Annotated in this window: 21 protein-coding genes and 2 pseudogenes; 9 read left to right on the top strand and 14 right to left on the bottom strand. The window is 41.0% G+C overall.

Going from position 1 to position 17,763, the window contains the following annotated elements; genetic code table 11:
- The first annotated feature begins 149 nt into the window (after positions 1 to 149).
- The gene (locus tag N0824_RS11385; RefSeq protein ID WP_108936846.1) at positions 150 to 734 is read left to right on the top strand and encodes a Uma2 family endonuclease; all 585 of its coding nucleotides are present in this window, start codon (positions 150 to 152) and stop codon (positions 732 to 734) included.
- 51 nt (positions 735 to 785) lie between these two features.
- Here the strand turns inward: N0824_RS11385 and purN are convergent, their stop codons facing one another.
- The 3 genes from purN to pap form a co-directional block, all read right to left on the bottom strand.
- On the bottom strand, positions 786 to 1,424 hold the full coding sequence (purN, locus tag N0824_RS11380; protein ID WP_108936845.1) for a phosphoribosylglycinamide formyltransferase: 639 nt from the start codon (positions 1,422 to 1,424) through the stop codon (positions 786 to 788).
- Positions 1,421 to 1,705, bottom strand: coding sequence for a hypothetical protein (locus N0824_RS11375; protein WP_002740123.1), 285 nt, complete (start codon positions 1,703 to 1,705; stop codon positions 1,421 to 1,423). Before N0824_RS11375 ends, purN begins: the two co-directional genes overlap by 4 nt.
- Before the next feature lie 115 nt (positions 1,706 to 1,820).
- The gene (gene pap / locus N0824_RS11370) at positions 1,821 to 3,314 is read right to left on the bottom strand and encodes a polyphosphate:AMP phosphotransferase (protein ID WP_108936844.1); all 1,494 of its coding nucleotides are present in this window, start codon (positions 3,312 to 3,314) and stop codon (positions 1,821 to 1,823) included.
- A 69-nt stretch (positions 3,315 to 3,383) separates the two neighbouring features.
- Here pap and galE point away from each other — a divergent pair, with 69 nt between their 5' ends.
- Together galE and N0824_RS11360 are read left to right on the top strand one after the other, a co-directional pair.
- Positions 3,384 to 4,382, top strand: coding sequence for a UDP-glucose 4-epimerase GalE (galE, locus tag N0824_RS11365; protein WP_108936843.1), 999 nt, complete (start codon positions 3,384 to 3,386; stop codon positions 4,380 to 4,382).
- A 129-nt stretch (positions 4,383 to 4,511) separates the two neighbouring features.
- Positions 4,512 to 4,937, top strand: a complete 426-nt coding sequence (locus tag N0824_RS11360; RefSeq protein ID WP_108936842.1) for a hypothetical protein — start codon at positions 4,512 to 4,514, stop codon at positions 4,935 to 4,937.
- 111 nt (positions 4,938 to 5,048) lie between these two features.
- Here N0824_RS11360 and N0824_RS11355 read toward each other — a convergent pair whose 3' ends face one another.
- Positions 5,049 to 6,020: an FkbM family methyltransferase gene (locus N0824_RS11355; RefSeq protein WP_108936841.1), complete on the bottom strand. Its 972-nt coding sequence runs from the start codon at positions 6,018 to 6,020 to the stop codon at positions 5,049 to 5,051.
- 497 nt (positions 6,021 to 6,517) lie between these two features.
- Here N0824_RS11355 and N0824_RS21915 point away from each other — a divergent pair, with 497 nt between their 5' ends.
- Positions 6,518 to 6,772 carry a transposase gene (locus N0824_RS21915; RefSeq protein ID WP_108936867.1) on the top strand — a complete coding sequence of 85 codons (255 nt, stop codon included), beginning with the start codon at positions 6,518 to 6,520 and terminating at the stop codon, positions 6,770 to 6,772.
- 500 nt (positions 6,773 to 7,272) lie between these two features.
- A complete protein-coding gene (locus N0824_RS11330; protein ID WP_108936840.1) occupies positions 7,273 to 7,656 on the top strand; it encodes a hypothetical protein in 384 nt (127 codons plus the stop codon).
- A gap of 5 nt (positions 7,657 to 7,661) precedes the next feature.
- On the opposite strand, the gene N0824_RS21605 is transcribed toward N0824_RS11330, so the two are convergent.
- Genes N0824_RS21605 through N0824_RS11320 form a run of 3 tightly spaced genes read right to left on the bottom strand, consistent with a single transcriptional unit; the run spans position 7,662 to position 8,319 of the window.
- Entirely contained in the window at positions 7,662 to 7,760 is a 99-nt protein-coding gene (locus N0824_RS21605; protein WP_255420531.1) for a hypothetical protein, read from the bottom strand.
- A 29-nt stretch (positions 7,761 to 7,789) separates the two neighbouring features.
- Complete coding sequence (locus tag N0824_RS21600) at positions 7,790 to 8,023, bottom strand: DUF86 domain-containing protein (protein WP_255420530.1); 234 nt, start codon at positions 8,021 to 8,023, stop codon at positions 7,790 to 7,792.
- On the bottom strand, positions 8,020 to 8,319 hold the full coding sequence (locus N0824_RS11320) for a nucleotidyltransferase family protein (RefSeq protein WP_108936839.1): 300 nt from the start codon (positions 8,317 to 8,319) through the stop codon (positions 8,020 to 8,022). The genes N0824_RS21600 and N0824_RS11320 overlap by 4 nt, the downstream gene beginning before the upstream one ends.
- A gap of 482 nt (positions 8,320 to 8,801) precedes the next feature.
- On the opposite strand from N0824_RS11320, the pseudogene N0824_RS11315 reads away from it, so the two are divergent.
- A pseudogene (locus N0824_RS11315) lies at positions 8,802 to 9,632 on the top strand (hypothetical protein).
- A gap of 134 nt (positions 9,633 to 9,766) precedes the next feature.
- Here N0824_RS11315 and N0824_RS21335 read toward each other — a convergent pair.
- The 4 genes and pseudogenes from N0824_RS21335 to N0824_RS11300 form a co-directional block, all read right to left on the bottom strand.
- Positions 9,767 to 10,057 carry a hypothetical protein gene (locus tag N0824_RS21335; RefSeq protein WP_233256418.1) on the bottom strand — a complete coding sequence of 97 codons (291 nt, stop codon included), beginning with the start codon at positions 10,055 to 10,057 and terminating at the stop codon, positions 9,767 to 9,769.
- A 24-nt stretch (positions 10,058 to 10,081) separates the two neighbouring features.
- Positions 10,082 to 10,333 carry a hypothetical protein gene (locus N0824_RS21330; protein WP_233256417.1) on the bottom strand — a complete coding sequence of 84 codons (252 nt, stop codon included), beginning with the start codon at positions 10,331 to 10,333 and terminating at the stop codon, positions 10,082 to 10,084.
- 49 nt (positions 10,334 to 10,382) lie between these two features.
- Positions 10,383 to 13,403 (bottom strand): SDR family NAD(P)-dependent oxidoreductase, encoded by a 3,021-nt coding sequence (locus N0824_RS11305; RefSeq protein WP_233256416.1) that lies wholly within the window; start codon positions 13,401 to 13,403, stop codon positions 10,383 to 10,385.
- A gap of 13 nt (positions 13,404 to 13,416) precedes the next feature.
- Positions 13,417 to 13,926, bottom strand: a pseudogene (locus N0824_RS11300) (enediyne biosynthesis protein UnbU); the annotation flags it as partial.
- Here N0824_RS11300 and N0824_RS11295 point away from each other — a divergent pair.
- The gene (locus N0824_RS11295; RefSeq protein WP_108936838.1) at positions 13,925 to 14,569 is read left to right on the top strand and encodes a Uma2 family endonuclease; all 645 of its coding nucleotides are present in this window, start codon (positions 13,925 to 13,927) and stop codon (positions 14,567 to 14,569) included. The pseudogene N0824_RS11300 and the gene N0824_RS11295 overlap by 2 nt on opposite strands.
- A gap of 216 nt (positions 14,570 to 14,785) precedes the next feature.
- Here the strand turns inward: N0824_RS11295 and N0824_RS11290 are convergent, their stop codons facing one another.
- Positions 14,786 to 14,878, bottom strand: coding sequence for a PEP-CTERM sorting domain-containing protein (locus N0824_RS11290; RefSeq protein ID WP_233256414.1), 93 nt, complete (start codon positions 14,876 to 14,878; stop codon positions 14,786 to 14,788).
- A 149-nt stretch (positions 14,879 to 15,027) separates the two neighbouring features.
- On the opposite strand from N0824_RS11290, the gene N0824_RS11285 reads away from it, so the two are divergent.
- A complete protein-coding gene (locus N0824_RS11285; protein ID WP_108936837.1) occupies positions 15,028 to 15,720 on the top strand; it encodes a pirin family protein in 693 nt (230 codons plus the stop codon).
- Between the two features lie 60 nt (positions 15,721 to 15,780).
- Here N0824_RS11285 and N0824_RS11280 read toward each other — a convergent pair whose 3' ends face one another.
- Entirely contained in the window at positions 15,781 to 16,023 is a 243-nt protein-coding gene (locus tag N0824_RS11280) for a hypothetical protein (protein ID WP_002740673.1), read from the bottom strand.
- A gap of 257 nt (positions 16,024 to 16,280) precedes the next feature.
- Between N0824_RS11280 and N0824_RS11275 the strand changes: the two genes are divergently transcribed.
- Positions 16,281 to 16,757: a hypothetical protein gene (locus N0824_RS11275; protein ID WP_108936836.1), complete on the top strand. Its 477-nt coding sequence runs from the start codon at positions 16,281 to 16,283 to the stop codon at positions 16,755 to 16,757.
- A gap of 63 nt (positions 16,758 to 16,820) precedes the next feature.
- Here N0824_RS11275 and crtB read toward each other — a convergent pair whose 3' ends face one another.
- Positions 16,821 to 17,753 carry a 15-cis-phytoene synthase CrtB gene (gene crtB, locus N0824_RS11270; RefSeq protein ID WP_108936835.1) on the bottom strand — a complete coding sequence of 311 codons (933 nt, stop codon included), beginning with the start codon at positions 17,751 to 17,753 and terminating at the stop codon, positions 16,821 to 16,823.
- Positions 17,754 to 17,763: the final 10 nt, after the last annotated feature.

The raw sequence follows: 17,763 nt of genomic DNA, 5'->3' as shown, positions 1-17,763 counted from the left end.
GTTTAGTTGCCGGCTAAAAATTTTCAAGAGTCCTATTAAAATAGCTGTTATCTTTTGCTCGGCTAAACCTAGCTAATTTATGGTAACTTTTTTGTATCTCACCAGTATAATAATTGCTATAATCAATTGAGGGAGTCAATCAATAAATTATGACCATAGCAACAGATAAAAGTACCTATAGCTTTGCCGAATATTTAGAACTAGAGGAAACGGCAGCCTATAAAAATGAGTATCAAGACGGGGAAATCGTACCGATGACAGGAGGCACTACCGATCATAATAAAATTGCTCTCAATTTTGCCGCTTATTTAAAATTTGCCCTCAAAGGACAGAAATATAATATTTTTATCGGTGATGTTAAATTATGGATAGCGCAATATCGTCAAGCAACCTATCCCGATGTGATGCTAATTGAGGGGGAACCGATTTATTATGAAACTGGTAAGACAACTGTTACCAATCCCAAATTAATAGTAGAAGTCCTCTCAAAATCAACTCAAAATTATGACCAGGGCGATAAATTTCTTTATTATCGTTCGCTGCCGGAATTTCAAGAATATATTCTGATTAGTCAAAGTCGTCCCTATATCATGCAGTATAACAAAACTGAAGAAAATAAATGGCTATTAACGGAATACGAGGGCGAAAATGCCAGTTTATCTTTAACTTCTGTCAATTTCGCTCTCAGTTTTCAGGAAATTTATGAAGGAGTGATATTTAACGATTTGCTTTGAATTTTCGTTTTTTTGCCGGTATTCTCGCCAAGGAAGTCCAGAAATCTATCTCTACAGACCCAATTTCGCCGCTAAAGCGATCGCTACCGGGAAAATGCGATGTTCTTGCACTTGAATGCGTTCGTGGAGACTGGTCGCGGTATCATCGGGGAGAATGGGAACCACCGCTTGCATTAAAATTGGGCCGCTATCTACCTCCGCGCGAGCGATATGCACAGTACATCCGGTCACTTTTACCCCCGCAGCTAAAGCTTGTTCCACGGCACGCACACCCTTAAAACTGGGTAGTAAACTAGGATGGATATTGATCACGCGATCGGGAAAAGCATCTAGTAAAACCGGGGTGACAATTCGCATCCAGCCGGCCATAATTACCCATTTTACGCCGTATTCCTGGAAAGTTTCTACTATTGCCCGATCGAGTTCTTCTCTGGGGTTAAATTGACGATGATCGAGGAAAACCGCAGGGATATTGTAGTCAGCGGCTTTTTCTTTTACCTTGGCATCGGGATTATTGTAGATGAGGACAGGAATTCGGGCATTTAGCTGTTTTTTGGCGATAGCTGCCGCCAAAACCGCAAAATTGGAACCACTACCAGAAGCCATCACTCCTAAGGAGAGGGTTTCCTCTAGGGGAATATCGGCCAAACTGAGATCGGGAGAAATTAAACTGGGGGAAATTGTCATCATATTTTATAACCGAGTTCGAGTGCATTGCAAAAGCTGTTGAGGCGATTCAGCAAAGCATTATAGTAAGAATAAGCATCATCCCGTTCCTCTTGGAGATAGGCATACAAGGTTAGCTCTGGCTCTGCAGCTAGGTGATTTTTAGGGATATCGAAACCGACTTCGGTTAGGCGCGTCGCTGCGATCGCAACTAGCAACGCCCCAATGGTATTAGACTCACCATTGTGAAGATCCCTCAGTCCGGGTAAGATGATCTCGGCCCCTGGCAACTCATTGAGATTCATGATTGTTTCTCCTCTGGTGGATATTGAAAACGTTCAATAAAGTTCCCGACTCTGCTTCTCAGCACATCAGGGTTAAGAGAGGGGAATCGAAAAAATCCCCATACCCCTATCTCCCCTATCCCCGTTGTTTCAAACCGGTTTCAATAGCGGCAATGACTGTTTCTATGACTTTAACGCGGGCGAAATACTTATCATTGGCCGCCACAATCGTCCAGGGGGCGACGGGGGTGCTAGTACGGGCTACCATGTGATTAACTGCCACATGGTAGAGGGGCTGTTTTTCCCGATTGCGCCAATCTTCATCGGTGAGTTTATGTTGACGATAGGGGTTATTTTGGCGCTCATTGAAGCGATTTAACTGTTCTTCGGGGCTAATATGTAACCAGAATTTGACTAAAACACAGCCTGAATGGGTTAATTGGGCCTCAAATTCGTTAATTTCTTGATATGCCCGTCGCCAGTCCATATCTTTAGCGAATCCTTCCACTCTCTCCACCAAAATCCGTCCATACCAACTGCGATCGAATATACCGATAGTTTTGGCTGCGGGCAATTTGCGCCAGAAGCGCCAGAGATAATGATAGCGGTGTTCTTCCTCCGTCGGGGCAGCAAAGGCAATCACTTGATAACTGCGAGGATCGAGGGTATCGGTTAAGCGTTTGATCGCCCCTCCCTTGCCGGCGGCATCCCACCCCTCAAAGAGGACTAAAACGGGAATATTTGCCTGAAAAATCTTTAATTGCAGTTTTCTTAATTCTACCTGTGCCTGACGCAAACGGATTTTATAGTCTTCTTTTTCCAATTTGACACTTAAGTCCACTCTCCCTAGATAATCGGGTTCCGTGGGCAGTAATTGGGCTTGGGGTGGTAGATTGGCAGGAGGTTCGATCGGTAATTGCCGCTGATCCAAGGCTTGAGCGATCGTACCGACTAATTGGGAGAGAACTTTTACCCGGGCCCAGCGTTGACAGTTGCCCTCTACTAATGTCCAAGGGGCAGCCCCCGTGCTAGTGTAGGTAATCATTTCCTCGGCTAAACTGGCATACTCATCATAACGTTTGGCCTGTTGCCAATCTTCCGGACGCACGCGCCAAGATTCTAGCTCATTTTCGGCGTATTCTTTGATGCGTGACTTTAATTCCTTTTGACTGAGGTGAATCCAGAATTTAGCGATCGCCACCCGATCATCAAATAATTGTCGCTCAAAGGTGTTGATATCGCGCATGACTAGGGGAATCTGGGAGGAGGGCAATTTATTTAAGAGTCGATCCTCTAGTAGATGGGTGTACCAACTGTGATAAAAAATGCCGATACTGCCTTTTGCTGGCAGTTTTTGCCAAAATCGCCACAAAAACGGGTAACTTTCCTCTTGGGGGGAAGGGGTTAAAATTGGATGGACGGTAAAACCGCGAGGATCCATATAGTTAACCATTTTTTTGACTAAAGTTCCCTTGCCTGCCGCCGCCCAACCTTCCAAAACCACCACCACGGGTAATTTACATTCCCAACAGGACTTCTGTAGCGATCGCAGTTGTTCCATTAAATCTTTAATTTGTGATTGATAAGTTTCCTTGTCAAGGGAAAGAGATAGATCGAGGGGACTTAACATGATGGTCAAATAAAAGGAAAATTAGGGTATAAAGTTATAGACAAGTCAATTTCAAATAGGTATGATCGCGTGTCTCAAGTTAAACCTACCATTCTCGTTACTGGCGGTGCGGGTTATATTGGTTCCCATGCAGTTCTAGCGCTTAAAAATGCCGGTTATTCCGTCATCGTACTCGATAACTTATCCTATGGTCACGCCGAAATCGTTAAGGATATATTAAAAGTTGAGTTAATTATCGGTGATACTAGGGATCGATCGCTGCTGGATAATTTATTTGCTAGTCGTGATATTGCCGCCGTCATGCACTTTGCCGCTTTTATTGCCGTGGGGGAATCGGTGCAAGAACCGGCTATTTACTATCAAAATAATGTTAGTGGTAGTCTGACTCTTTTGCAAGCGATGATCGCCGCCGATGTGAAGAAATTTGTTTTTTCTTCCACCTGTGCCATTTATGGAATGCCGAAAGAAATTCCGATGACGGAAAATCATCCCCATCATCCCCTCAGTCCCTACGCTGCCAGTAAGGAAATGGTGGAACAAATTCTTCGGGATTTTGATCGGGCCTACGGTTTAAAATCGGTGGCTTTCCGTTATTTTAATGCCTCAGGAGCCGACCCCAGTGGTTTATTAGGGGAAGATCACCAACCAGAAACCCATTTAATTCCCTTGGCTTTATTAACTGCCCTGAAAAAACGGGATTCCCTGTCAGTTTTCGGCACGGATTATGATACTCCCGATGGCACTGCTGTTCGCGATTATATCCATGTCAATGATTTAGCCCAAGCTCACGTTTTAGGCTTAGAATATCTCTTAAATGGGGGCGAAAGTAATGTGTTTAATTTGGGCAATGGTAACGGTTTTTCTGTGCGTGAAGTGATTGAAACAGCGCGAGTGGTGACTGGTTTAGATATTCCTGTCATCGAAAGTCCCAGAAGGGCAGGTGATGCCCCCATTTTAATCGGCAGTAGTGATAAAGCTAAACAGGTTCTCGGTTGGCATCCCCAATATGCCGATCTCAAGGTAATAGTTGAACACGCCTGGAATTGGCATCAAAAAAGACACGCTTAACGGCGATCGAGTGCTAAACTTTAGTATTATCAGATTGAAAAGTTCTATCAGTCGATAACAGTAAAAAACTGCTAGAGGCTGATAGTTTACCGCTATAAGCTTCTCTAGAATCCTCTCGAATACAATGCTATGAATAACAAAATAATCTTAATATTTATAGGCTTGACTTTTTTGGCAAGTTGTGCTGATAGTAAACAGTTTCAATGTCAAAAAATCTATCGGATTGCCAACGAAGTGGCCCAAGAAACCAAATCCTTAACCAACGGTCAAGGGACAGAAATTGACCAAAAAAGTTGGCTATTAGCCGCCGATAAAATCGAACAGGCCGCGGAAAATATGAAAAAATTAGCAGTGAAGGATCCCGAACTAGATAAATATAAAATCGCTTTCGCTCAAGTTTACGAAGATTATGCCACTGCCACTCGTGAAATAATTCAAGTTATCGAAACGCGCAATAAAAACGGGGCAAAATTAGCACAGGAAAAGGTAAGAAAGGCCGGCCAATTAGAAAAAGAAACTGGCGAAGCTTTTAATACCTATTGTCAAGCACAGTAAGGCAGTTATCAGTTATCAGTTATCAGTTATCAGTTAGAAGGTGTTAGGGTTTTGGGGTATTAGTGGAAATTTCCCCATTTCCCCATTTCCCCATCACCTCACTTACATACTTTATGGTTTAATTGCGTACAAAGTGCCGACACTTTTACTGCGAGGCATCCTGGAAAAGATGATAAAACCGAAATCTTGCAGATGTTTGACTAAAGCATCGGGACCCTTTTTATGCCATTCCATCATGATAATTTTAATCTGTCCTAATTGACCGGTTGCCGCTAAAGAATCGAGGATTTCGTATTCGGAACCTTCACAATCAATCTTGGCAACAATATCGATATCGGGATAGTCAGAGGTAATACCTTTAAACACATCGGTGAAAGGTTTAAGAACTAAATCGGCTGTAGCGGTTTCTTTCGAGGCAAAAGGTTTTAACTGGTTGTCAATACCATAAATACCAACACTACCTTTAACATTGTAATCGTATTCGACTTGAATAACTTCATCACGAGCGCCGACTCCATAATCAAAAGCTTTAATCTTCTCCGCTAGATTGGAATTGAGGGCAAAATTTCTTAACGCTTGGTCGTAGGTAGCTTTAAAAGGTTCGTAACTATAGATAGCTTTCACATTAGCTCGATTGGCAAAAAAGAGACTAGCAAAACCCGTATTCATACCTATATCGACCACCACACAGGGTTGATCATAGAGGAAGTTATATATACCTAAAAGGAAAATTTCATGGGCGATATCTAAATCCTGTCCCGTCTCGATAATTAACTTAAGTCCATCGATCTCGATAATTAATTCCTCTTGCTCATCGGTATAAAATTTACAATCAGTCCGTGATTGTAAGGTTTTAGCTTTGTTAAGAACTTTACTACCCAAGAGGAAATCTTGCTTATTTTTGATTAAACTGACCCCTAAAGGTTTATAAAAAAGTTTACCAGATTTAGCATCATATTCTACACAATTAAGATTAATATCATGCTCCGCCAACTGACTAGACCAATATTGATCATAAATGTGAAGATAATTCTTAAATTGCCGATAGCGTTTACGAGCATCTAACAGTTTTTGATAAAGCATTGCTTGTTCAGCCTCAATTCTTGAGGATTGCTGGAGGTAATTTTACGGACAAGTCTAATAAAGTTTGATCAGATTGTCAAGAAAATCCCTGCTCTTCTAGGTTCTGTGTGATCAGCTTAACTTACATAGGATCGATCTTTGTGTCCTTTGTGTCTTTGTGGTTCGTTCCACCCCCTCGCTAGGAGTAATGTATCTTAGAATACATTTTACCCACCAAACCTGGGAGAGCCAAATCCCTAGTCTCTGTGCATCAGAAGTCAGGAAACCCATCTCGAACAAGGTAACACAGACCATCAAGAGTTAACAAGCCTTGAATTACTCTGATTTTATATTTTGGGTTCTTCGTTACTTGGTATGGTTCGATAGGGGGGGCATAAATCGACTAAATCCTTAAGTAGTCGTGCAAAATTAATTTCTTGGTTAGGATAGGCAAAAGGCAAGAGGCAAGAGGCAAGAGGTGGTTAGATATGTGTAATTAATTTTGCTTAGGTACTTATATTAAGCTTCTCGAATGGCAAGCCCAACTCGCTGCCCAACATTTTGAAAAGACGGGGGAGATTACCGTCATCGTTCAAGATAATCATCCCATTCATAGGAGCAAGCAAGTCAGAGAATATTGGGATAAGTGGCAGCAGCAAGGATTATTTTTCTTTCAACTGCCCAAATATTCCTCTGAAATGAATCTTATTGAAATTGAATGGCATCAATTAAAAACTCATGAACTGGCAGGTCAAATTTTTCCCGATGAGTAGGATTTAGCGATCGCTGTTAAACAAGGGATCGAAGCTCGCGCTCAAAAAGGAGGATACGAAACTCACTGTTTTAAGTTTAATTCTGCCTAGCTACTTAATTGGCACAATAAACATTACCAACTAAATTGGTTTCTTGAAAACTGACAATGTGATGATATTCCTAGGCTTTCATCATGATTATTTAGCGATTTTTTCGAGATTAACAACGGTTTTAAAAGAACGCTATTGACAATTGACCAATTTTGTCAGCTGCTTGCTCTCTAGACATTTGCAATCATACCAGTCAATCAGAATAGTTATGAACTCAACTGCGATGACAAATTTTACTCAAATATGTCTGAATTGCGCTCTGGGTAGGCAAACCATATAAAGTTCATTTTGTCAAGGATTGTTAAGATGCGCTTACCCTGAGGGGCATAAAGTAGGAATTTTAAGATGATCATAGGTTATCCTGATAATGATAAACTAAACACAAGTTTTTTATTTTCTGATTATACCTCATGAATCAACCGTTAACTCGTTTTTCTCAAGAATGGTGGTCTGCCTATCAAACGACATGGAACGAACAAGAAAACTTGGCTAAAAAGTTCGCTAAATTGGGAAAAGTAATTCTTTGGTTTAGTGATCATCAGGGAGTTTCTGTTTGTTCAGAATGGGATGATCAGGGTCAGATTGTTAGTTTAGAACTGATTGAAGAAATGGACGAATCTTTACCGATTTTTTCAGCGACTAGAGAGAATTGGGATCGGTTTGTTAATCAAGAAATTGGTGCAGTTAAAGCGGTGATGACAGGGTTAATTGATTATCGAGGATCGATGACGATTATCGTTAAATATGGTCGTCACTTTGATTGTTTAGCAGAAGTAGCTCAAAAAGTCAATTAATTATTTTATTTTGACTTTGTATTCCAGTCTGTATTATTTGCCAACATCTTAGTCACTAATGAATGAAGAAAAGGTAAATCTTGCTTAACAGTATCCCAAACCACGTCTAATTTAACAGAAAAATATTGATGAGTTACTTTATCTCTTTAGCGATATCTTTCCAAGGAACTTGAGGATATTGTTGTCTAATATCCTCGGGAATTTTCTTAACAGCTTCACCGATAATTTGAATGGCTCTGGTAACGGCAAAAATCGTCTTTTTATCTTGACAGAAATCATCAAAATCCATTCCCTCTGTGAATTCAATCGCTAAACCAATTGCTTCTTCCATATCTCTTAAATAATCTTCACTATATCGCTCAATCATAAATAAATAACCTCTGAGAGAATTTGCTCGCAAATTTTCGGTTTAAGACTATCTTTCATGACTAAATCAACTTGAACGCCTAACAAATCACTAAGATAGTTTTCTAGGCGACAAAAGGTCAATAAACCAAAGTGATATCCTGATTCAAATTCAACTAATATATCAAGGTCGCTGTCTGGTGTTGCTTCTCCCCTAACATAAGAGCCAAAGATTCCTAGTGTTTGAATATGGTACTGTTTCTTTAAATAGGAATCTTGCTTTTTTAAGCAAGTTTTAATATTTTCTAGGTTAGTCATTTTAAGAATTAGGTAATTTTTCACCAATCACTATTAGAATAACCTTTATTATACAATAATTGTTGATATAATTAGTGAACTTCTGGCAGTTTCGAGAGAAATTTTTTGATCAGTTTACCAAGTTTGGTCATGTTTCGATTATAGCCATCCCTTAAGGAAATAGGGTGAACAGAACCCACCCTAAGTTAAGTTGATTGGCGTTTCTTGCAAAGTTGGGTTAATCCCAGTCCACCAATAGCAAAAAGTCCTAAGGAAGAAGTATCACTATTTTCGCAGGGGATAGGAGTAGGGTTAGAATTGTCCATTGTTTTTGAAAGATTAGGATATTATTTATTATATAGCAATTAGGTGGGAAAGGTATGGCTGAGGTGACAGCTAATTACGACAAAACATGGAAAGAAGCGATTAGCACTTATTTGGCAGAGTTCTTAAACTTCTTTTATCCCAAGATTTATCAAGAAATTGACTGAAATCAAACCCCTATTTCCCTTGATAAAGAATTAGAACAAATTACGGTCGCTGCTAAAACTGAGCAACGCTATGCTGATAAATTATTGAAAGTTTGGTTATTAGATAATCAGGAAATCTGGCTTTTAATTCATATTGAAGTCCAAAGTCAATATGATCTAAAATTCCCTCAACGAATGTTTATTTATAATTATCGAGCCTTTGACTTGTACCATAAACCCGTTATTAGTTTAGCTATTTTAGGGGATGAAAGTAGGTCTTGGCGACCTGATTTTTATCAATATGGGTTAGGGGGAAGTCAAGTGAGAGTCGATTTTTAAATGGTCAAATTATTGGATTATCAATGGGAAGACTTAGAACAAAGTGAGAATATTTGGGCTATAATAGTGATGGCACACCTAAAAACTAAGGCCACGACCAATAATCTCAGGGAGCGTGAACAATGGAAGTGGAACTTAGTCAGAGGTTTATATCAAAGGGGATTAACCAAGTTTGAGATTATCAATCTAGGGAAATTCATTGATAAAATGATGACCTTACCCCCGCAACTTCAACTTAACTTTAAAACAAAACTCAGTCAATACGAGGAGGAAAACAAAATGCCTTTTTTAAGCACCATAGAAGAAATGGCTCTCGAAGAAGGAGCTAAATCAGGAGCTAAATTAACTAGCCAAAAGTATATTATTTTGGCTTTACAAAGTCGTTTTGGGAAGATTCCTAATTCCCTGATTGAAACGATTAACCAAATTGAGGATGTGTCTGTCTTAGAGAGTCTTTTTGTCCCCAGTATTACTATTAATTCATTGGAGGAATTTCAACAGCTAGTTAATGACTCTTTATCTTAATTAATATGAGAAGGAGAGCAATCATGCCTTTTTTAAGAACTAGAGACAACTTTTCAGCACAATTAACTAGAAGAATAGGGTAAATACTTATTTACCCCCATTTTCCCAATATTTTCTTTGACTTTGGCTGAAATTTAAACTAATCTCCCCTCATTCATAGGTGGAAAACGATGATAATACATGGCAATCATCATGGGAATTAGAACCATTAACTTATAGAAAAGATGAAGTTCTAACCGAGGAAACCAAATTTGTCCAATACTAATAGGAACGCGAGAATCCCATAAGTTTTGACCAATAACAGCTTGTCCTAAGAGTAAAGCGTGTTCAAAATGATGATAGAATTGTAATCCTAAGGACAAATCCCACCAAAGACGAGGTTTTCCATGAAAAGAAGGCCGAAAAATAGCTAACCCTAATAACATAAAAAGAGCGTGTCCATAGTGTAGCTATTCCGAGCGCATTAACCAGGGTTTCCAGAGTCCTAATAACCCTAAACATTCCGGTCTCGGCCATCCTAAACCCCACAATTGATAAGCTTGAATAATATGTTCTGAGATGTGGGCAATAGTCACTATCATAAAGATTTTCATCCCCAATTTATGCCAGCGTCCATTCATCGCATAAACGAAAGAACGGATGATATTTGAAATCGGTTGAATAGGATTGCTTCGATTGGGGATTTGTCGAACTGTGGTCATGATTTGGTTCTCCTGTGGTTTAAAAAAGGGTAAAACTGGATAATTTTTATCAGAAAAACTTTGATAGTTCTGTCTGAAGTAAGTCCGATTTTTCTGGAACTGTTTGGACAAATATTGCCAAGATGAAATCTGTCTTGGTTTCTCTGAAAGAAACAGGTAAAGTGATAATTAAATCCTTTCCTGAAGATAACCACAAAATAGGAGATAAAGGGGTTGATTGTTGAGAGAAAGACGATAAAGTTAACGGGATATCGAGACTCAAACCCGCTTTCTTAATACTTTCTTTAGCAGACCAAATGCGCGTCGCTGCAATATTTAAATCCTCATGATTCTCTTGACTAATTACCTCCGCTAAATTAAAGGAATTTTCCCCCAATAAATCGCGCCACATCTGCACATTGTGGGGGATAATCGGTTCCAGATCGCATCCTGACGCACCCTTAAGCACAAGGGTTAAATCTTCGGCATGAGATACCGAAACCGCCTCGTTATCGCTTAATTCGGGCTTGCCATCCCCCCGACGCTGAATTACACTAGGGGATGAGGTTAACATCCCTAAACTGCGATCGCTTCTGACTCGTCTTTCTACCGTTGCATCCCGATCGAGAATTAAAGTTAAATCGACATTAGGCATCACCTCCTTGATCTTTCGTTCTAAATAACAGGGTAAAAGGGCTGGAATCCAGGGATATTGAGGATTTCTGTGTTTAATCACCTTTAATTCCAATCCTTGCCACACTTCTAAGAGATTGCCATCGTCATCCAATACCTCCACATCATAGACAAAGGTATCTCTTTGATGCAGTCTTTCTTTGGCTGAAACAAACTGATTTTCGCCTAAATTGACAGAATATACCGTTAAGCGTTCTATACCAGTGGGTAAAATAGTGGCATGGGGAACACAAGCTTGTAAAGCATGGATAACGGCATCTCTTGCCCCGGCATCGCCTAAAATCAGGGATTGAGGTAAATAACGACTAAACCAAGCAGTTTTTTGCTCAATCTTAATTTCTGCAATACATTCGGTTGCTTTGAGATGGGAATACGCTTTAATTCGTTGAAATCTTGCTTTATGGAACAATAAATGACCATATAAGTCCTTATCTGGGTTAATTTGAGGGTTATTTTTTCCTTCTTTAAGGGGGACAGGGGGAATCAATGGACGACAGTCTGGCACCCCCACAGAAGAATGGCTGATGATGGCTTCAAAATGATCGATACTAAACCCTGTATTGGCACAGCGAATAACGGCTTTAACCTTTCCAGAATCGGTGATTAAGGTAGCAATTTGTATCTTTAAGGGTTGATCGGCAGAAACCACGATCGGACGGTTAAATTTAACCGATTCAAACCTTAATCCTCCAGTTTCCCCCTTGTTAAGGGGGACGGAAGGGGGATCTTGGTTTTCCCCCTTGTTAAGGGTTTGATCCTCTTTCCTTGCTAAGGTGGGGAGTAATGCAGTGGCCACTTGCGCGATCGCTTCTAACCCCAGGACACCGGGAAAAATGTATTCTCCTTGATAAACATGATCTTGTAAATAAGGATCATTGTCTAAGGATAATTCTGCTTCAGTAATCAGTTCAATTCCCGTGTAATGAACTTTCTTTGTCTCTAAAAAGCGTAAAAAAGATAATTCTTGCGGTTTTAAGCTTAAAGTCGGCGGTTCACCAAAACGCCTGGCGATAATGACAGAGGCAGTGGGTAGGGATTGATTTAAAAGTAAATGTAAGTATTTAATGCCAATATCGGGAGAAATATGGGTAATACCTTCATTTCTTAGCTTTTCAACTGTTCCTAAACGTTCTCCCATGCCAATACCGGACCAACCCGACCATTCTAGGTTTAAACAGCGACAATTAGGGTATTTTTGACTAAATTCCGCTACAATATTCCCTAACCATTCATTGGCTAACCCATAGTCTGCTTCTCCTTTCAATCCAGTTTCGGCAATAATTGAACCGAAGCTGATTAAATAGTTGAGAGAATCGGGATTAATTTCCGTTAAGATATGTTGCAAACCCTTGACTTTTGGAGCTAAAGTTGCCAAGAAATCTTCTGGCTCAAGATGTTGAATCAATTTCGGTGTATTAACCCCCGCACCGTGTAAAATTCCCGTAATTTCTCCTAAATTTGTCTTAATTTCGGCGATAGTTTGCTGAACTGACTCAGCATCACTGACATCACAAGAATAATAATGGACTTGGATGTTTGCAGACTTCATTCTCGCTAAATTTTCGGCTAATTCTCGGTTATCTTCAGGTTGAGAACGTCCTAAAATCCCTAAGGTGGCTTTATTTTCTTTAGCTAAGGATAAGGCACATTCTGCGGCAATACCTCTCCCTCCTCCCGTCACCAAAAGAAGCTCCTTGATTTTGCTCTTATTTGGCCTTTTTAGGGCTTTTTTCTGCTTAGGGTTATCGGCATCTTTTTCTAACCCTAACAAGTTTAATTGACGAAGAAACCGTTTTCCGTTTTCATCATAATAAACTTCTGTATAGCTATCGGTTGCAGTGATTTCTGAGAGAATGATATTAACTGCATTGGGATGATGAAAAGGAATATCAATGACACAGGTAGGAATTTGACGATTTTCTAGATAAAAAGTTCTTGCAAAGGACGCATATCCTCCTCCTTGTTGAATCAAAATCAAGTTTTTTTTCTCTTTTATAGATAATTTTGCTCCTTTTAAAAGCAAATCATTTTCTGATTCATCAGGATAGGGTTTTAAACAAATAATGATCCCTTTTTCCTGCTCATGCTTTAAGGTGGGTTGTAAAACAGATAAGTTAGGTAATAAAGGATGATCAGCATGGGCGATAATATGCCAATTTTCCGCTTTTTCTCGATTTATTTGCTTTTTATCTGATTTAATTAACGGTTTTTCGATTAATTCACCCGTAAACGCACGCACCCAATTATCAACACCCATAGGGATTGATTCTTGAGGAATTTGGGGATTATTTTTTCCTAATTCTTCTAAAGCTGCTGCTAGATACTGAATAGTTGCATTGGCATAATCTGTCGGTGAATGGGGAGGAGATAAGTCTAACTGACGCGCTGCTTCGATCACTAATTGACTGACACTGATAGGGGGGCGCGATGCCAATCCAAGGAAATAAGAGTAAGGTAACGCTAATACCAAAATTAGAAGGATTGAGAAAATGACGGGTTTTATCCGCCACTTTTAACCGAAAAATTGCTTTAGATCCGATAGCCACCGCTACTGCAAACATAATCGGAAATAAACGCTCATTAGCATAGAGTAACATAGCGATCGCTAATGAGGTAATATGGGCAGAAAGCAGAAAATCGACAAACTGACCGATACTTCCTAAATATCTGGGTTTAAAGCTATTTACCCCAGCATCAACGCTTTCTAATAATAATTCTACGCTGTAACCTGTTGCTAAAGCCACCAGAGGTTGCGCCCAAGATTGTTCAAATCCGAGGACGGTATGACCTAAAATATTGAGAAAGGTAATCGCTATGGCAAAGCGTCGTAATCCTGCTAAACGATTAGGTTGATAGGAAACAGTAGAACGCTCTACTGAAGAGCTAAAATAGGGAAGATTAAATAATTGAGTGGTCGTCATGGTTATTGTTGAAGATGAGTTAAAGAAAACTATCTTTCCCAAAAGTGATTTACTGAGTGATGAACCCCCTATGGAAACAGAGTTACATCTGCGTCAATTGATGCTTTTGATCCAATCACTAGAGTTATTATGGAAAGACCGCCAAGATTTCTATGCTTTTGGTAATCTGACTATTTATTACAGTCCCAATCAACGAAAATCAGAATATTTTCGAGGTCCTGATTTTTTTGTGGTTTTGGGAGTAGCAAGAAAACCGCGTAAAAGTTGGGTAGTCTGGGAAGAAGAGGGGAAATATCCCCATGTCATCATCGAGATTTTGTCTGATTCAACGGCAGAAACTGATAGAGGTTTAAAGAAAGAAATTTATCAGGAAACTTTCCGGACTCCTAATTATTTTTGGTTTGATCCCACCAGTTTAGAATTTAAGGGGTTTCAGTTGATGGCAGGAAAATATGAAGAAATTGCAGCGAATGAACAGGGCTGGTTATGGAGTCAACAGTTAGAATTATTTTTAGGGGTTCATGACAGCCAATTACGCTTTTTTACCCCTGAAGGTAAACTTGTTCCCACCCCTGAAGAAGTGGCAGAAAAGATGGCTCGGAAGTTACAAGATCTAGGGATAGATTGGCGAGATTTGGCTTAAGTTTGACCTGAAATCTCGATCAAGCAAGCTGAACTGCAACTTATGAAGTAATCTGCCCAAATGCTACAGTTAGGCGTTCTTACCGCAATAATAAACAAAAATAGAGCTATATTTGCCAATTCTCGACATGATTTGCTATACTCCAAGAAGTAACTACATTCTTCCTCAGCCCCCAATTGGGGGCTTTTTCTTGGTAAAAAAGAAGCGATCAAAGGCTTATTTTGGCTTTTTTTTGCCTTTAAATCCGACTATTGAGCTTAAACCTACGGCGATTAAGCCTAATACAGTTGAAGGTTCGGGAGTCGTCATAGCTGTTTCAAAATAATGGCTCCCAGTCAAAATCCATAAAATTTAATAACATTGCCATGATGATTACCTCAAGGTAACTATCTGACTTTTAAGTGCCTACTTATCATTTTTGAATTGGCGGAATATAGAGATAAAAAAGAGGAAAACCGATGATTACTATACGCAAAGCGGAGGAAAGAGGCCACGCTAACTATGGTTGGTTAGATACCTATCATACTTTTTCTTTTGCCCAATATTATGATCCCCAACAGATTAATTTTAGGAGTCTCAGAGTTATCAACGAGGACAAAGTCCTTGGAGGAAAAGGATTTCACACCCACGGACACCACGATATGGAGATTTTAACCTATGTTTTGGCGGGAGAACTAGAACACCAAGACAGTCTCGGCACGGGTTCCGTGATTCGACACGGTGAAATTCAACGGATGAGCGCGGGAACAGGGATAAAACACAGTGAATTTAATCATTCTGCCACTAATCCCCTCCATCTTCTGCAAATTTGGATTATTCCCGACCAAAAAAATCTAGAACCCAGTTATCAACAAAAAGCGATCGAATTTTCTCCCCATACCTTACAACTAATCGCCTCTCCCACCGGTGCCGGTAATGCGGTTAAAGTCCATCAAGACGTTAATCTCTACGCGGGAATTTTGCCCCCAGGCCAGTCCCTCACCCATTCCTTAGCTCCCAGTCGTTATGGCTGGTTACAGGTGGCTAGAGGGCAAATAACCCTAAATGGCGTGCATTTACGAGCGGGGGATGGAGCGGCAATTAGCGAGGAAACTTCCTTGGCTATTCAATCCCTAGAAGACTCGGAAATTTTGCTTTTTGACCTAGGGTAGTGGGGTTGAGTGTTAGGAACCCTAGGGGCGAAGTTTTGCCGACAATTCCCCAGCCGACTTTCAGCCATCAATACTGTCCACCACGCTGAGAAAATCGTTATGGATTAGCTCGGCGATAAAATTCTCTGGATCGGTGATAGGAACAGTAACGCCTTGGCTGGCTACCATCTGTGCAGCCATCCGAGTCATGAAATCCTGTCTTGTTTCCGTCATTCTACCCTGACATTGTTGTAATTTTTCCACCAATTCCAGTGGGGAATCGGCCACCAGTTTATCTCCCTCGCGGGTGACATAAATTGTCATCTTTCCTACCTCCTAAATGATTGGGAACGAGAATTCGACACTACTAAACCACTTCTTTTCTCGCTATCATTATTGCCAGTTAGTTAGTCCCAGTCTCGTCCGTCTTTCCCTGTTTCCATTATTTTTTCTGGCTTGTCGCCGGGTAATTATTATTATCGCCAAAATAAAAGGATAAATTTGTCAATCTTTGTAACGAAAAATCAAGAAAAACTGTTCTCACCGTATCGCCCTGAACCTTTGCGGAGAAATTTGTTACAATAAATACAAAGGGACTCCCTGCGCTGGCTTCCATCCCTAGTAAAAAATTGGCGGGGTGGGGAGCGGGGGTGAATAGTCACGATAGGGGAGGCATTTGTCAGAGTTTCCCGCTTCCTTTAGTTTTAGGGGGAAAAGCCATGAAATCTGGAATATTATTATCGCCCGATCGACCGATGCCAGAATTTCTCTGGTCAGCCATCCGAGACCGCTTTCCGGGGAAAGTGATCGACGATCTCAGCATCCGCTACTATGAAAGCGTCGAGGATGTGGGGTGGGAGTATTTTAACGAGAGGGTGTTGCCGGCCTGTAGCGATGAGCCTGTTGTCCGCTATCTTGGCCCGTTTATCTCCTGCGTCCGTCTAGGAGAGGCCTTGGTTTTGGATCGGCAAGATGGCCTTGTGGTTTACGACACCGATCGAGATGTTCCCTGCACGGAAACTGGACCTTTCTGGTTGGTGACTCCTAAATCACGCTGAAAAAGCCCAACCTAGGTAAGATTTGACGGGTGGAGTCGGTAAGCGACAAAACCCGTCGCATTTTTATAAGGCTTGCGATCGCAGCCAAGCCACGGGTAGATAGAGCATTTTCTTGGGTAAAGGCACGAAGGCACGACGGGCGAAGACATCATAATTATTTGCTTCAATTACGTCTAAAATGCCTTGATAAAGCAGTAAAGCCGCCCAAACCGGCCAACGGGAATCGGGATTAAGGGCGCGAATCCCCCTTTCGGCGGAATCGTAGTAATAACGGGCCCGCTCAATTTGGAAGCGCATTAACGCCTTCCAACGGTCATCATTAACCCCTTTGAGTAAATCGTCTTCGCTGTAGTTAAAACGCTCTAAATCCTCTAAAGGTAGATAAATCCGGCCACGATGGACATCTTCCCCCACATCCCGCAAAATATTGGTTAATTGATTGGCAATACCGAGATCGATCGCTTCTTCTTGGGGAATATAAACGCTTTGATTGCGTCGCCAAGGAGCCGAGCGATCGCCATCCTCCAATCCTAACACCGCGCTGGACATTAACCCCACCGTTCCCGCCACCCGATAGCAGTACAGTTTTAGTTCATCAAAGGTTTGATAACGACTGCGATAGAGATCCATCTGTTGGCCGGCGATCATATCCCGAAAGGGTTGGATATCCATGGGGAACTTTTCTAGAGTATCCACGAGAGCGACATCGGCATCCTCAAGGGCAACCCCAGAAAAGACTGTTTCTAGCTGTTTTTCCCATAAATCGAGGGTTTCAGGGGTAGTTAACCGGGCTTGGGGACCATCGACCAGTTCATCGGTACGACGACACCAGACATAAATTGCCCAGATCGCTTGACGTTTTGCTTTCGGCATCAGGAGAGTACCGAGATAAAACGTTTTGGAATACTTCTCTGTAATCCGGCGACAGAGTTCGTAGGACTCCGCAAGGGAGACGAGGGGTTTGGTGGGGTGGGTCGGTTTTGGCAATTGGAGCATTCTGCTGGGG

The organism is Microcystis sp. 0824, from assembly GCF_003112475.1.
Classification (GTDB): domain Bacteria; phylum Cyanobacteriota; class Cyanobacteriia; order Cyanobacteriales; family Microcystaceae; genus Microcystis; species Microcystis aeruginosa_C.
Note: the sequence above shows the minus strand (reverse complement) of the source record. Positions and strands in the feature narration are given on the sequence as shown.

Bases quoted from the DNA above. Each gene is read 5' to 3' on its own strand.
- N0824_RS11385 (WP_108936846.1), top strand. From the start codon at position 150: ATGACCATAGCAACAGATAAAAGTACCTATAGCTTTGCCGAATATTTA.
- purN (WP_108936845.1), bottom strand. From the start codon at position 1,424: ATGATGACAATTTCCCCCAGTTTAATTTCTCCCGATCTCAGTTTGGCC.
- N0824_RS11375 (WP_002740123.1), bottom strand. From the start codon at position 1,705: ATGAATCTCAATGAGTTGCCAGGGGCCGAGATCATCTTACCCGGACTG.
- pap (WP_108936844.1), bottom strand. From the start codon at position 3,314: ATGTTAAGTCCCCTCGATCTATCTCTTTCCCTTGACAAGGAAACTTAT.
- N0824_RS11360 (WP_108936842.1), top strand. From the start codon at position 4,512: ATGAATAACAAAATAATCTTAATATTTATAGGCTTGACTTTTTTGGCA.
- N0824_RS11355 (WP_108936841.1), bottom strand. From the start codon at position 6,020: ATGCTTTATCAAAAACTGTTAGATGCTCGTAAACGCTATCGGCAATTT.
- N0824_RS11330 (WP_108936840.1), top strand. From the start codon at position 7,273: ATGAATCAACCGTTAACTCGTTTTTCTCAAGAATGGTGGTCTGCCTAT.
- N0824_RS21600 (WP_255420530.1), bottom strand. From the start codon at position 8,023: ATGATTGAGCGATATAGTGAAGATTATTTAAGAGATATGGAAGAAGCA.
- N0824_RS11320 (WP_108936839.1), bottom strand. From the start codon at position 8,319: ATGACTAACCTAGAAAATATTAAAACTTGCTTAAAAAAGCAAGATTCC.
- N0824_RS21335 (WP_233256418.1), bottom strand. From the start codon at position 10,057: ATGTTATTAGGGTTAGCTATTTTTCGGCCTTCTTTTCATGGAAAACCT.
- N0824_RS21330 (WP_233256417.1), bottom strand. From the start codon at position 10,333: ATGACCACAGTTCGACAAATCCCCAATCGAAGCAATCCTATTCAACCG.
- N0824_RS11295 (WP_108936838.1), top strand. From the start codon at position 13,925: ATGGTTATTGTTGAAGATGAGTTAAAGAAAACTATCTTTCCCAAAAGT.
- N0824_RS11290 (WP_233256414.1), bottom strand. From the start codon at position 14,878: ATGACGACTCCCGAACCTTCAACTGTATTAGGCTTAATCGCCGTAGGT.
- N0824_RS11285 (WP_108936837.1), top strand. From the start codon at position 15,028: ATGATTACTATACGCAAAGCGGAGGAAAGAGGCCACGCTAACTATGGT.
- N0824_RS11280 (WP_002740673.1), bottom strand. From the start codon at position 16,023: ATGACAATTTATGTCACCCGCGAGGGAGATAAACTGGTGGCCGATTCC.
- crtB (WP_108936835.1), bottom strand. From the start codon at position 17,753: ATGCTCCAATTGCCAAAACCGACCCACCCCACCAAACCCCTCGTCTCC.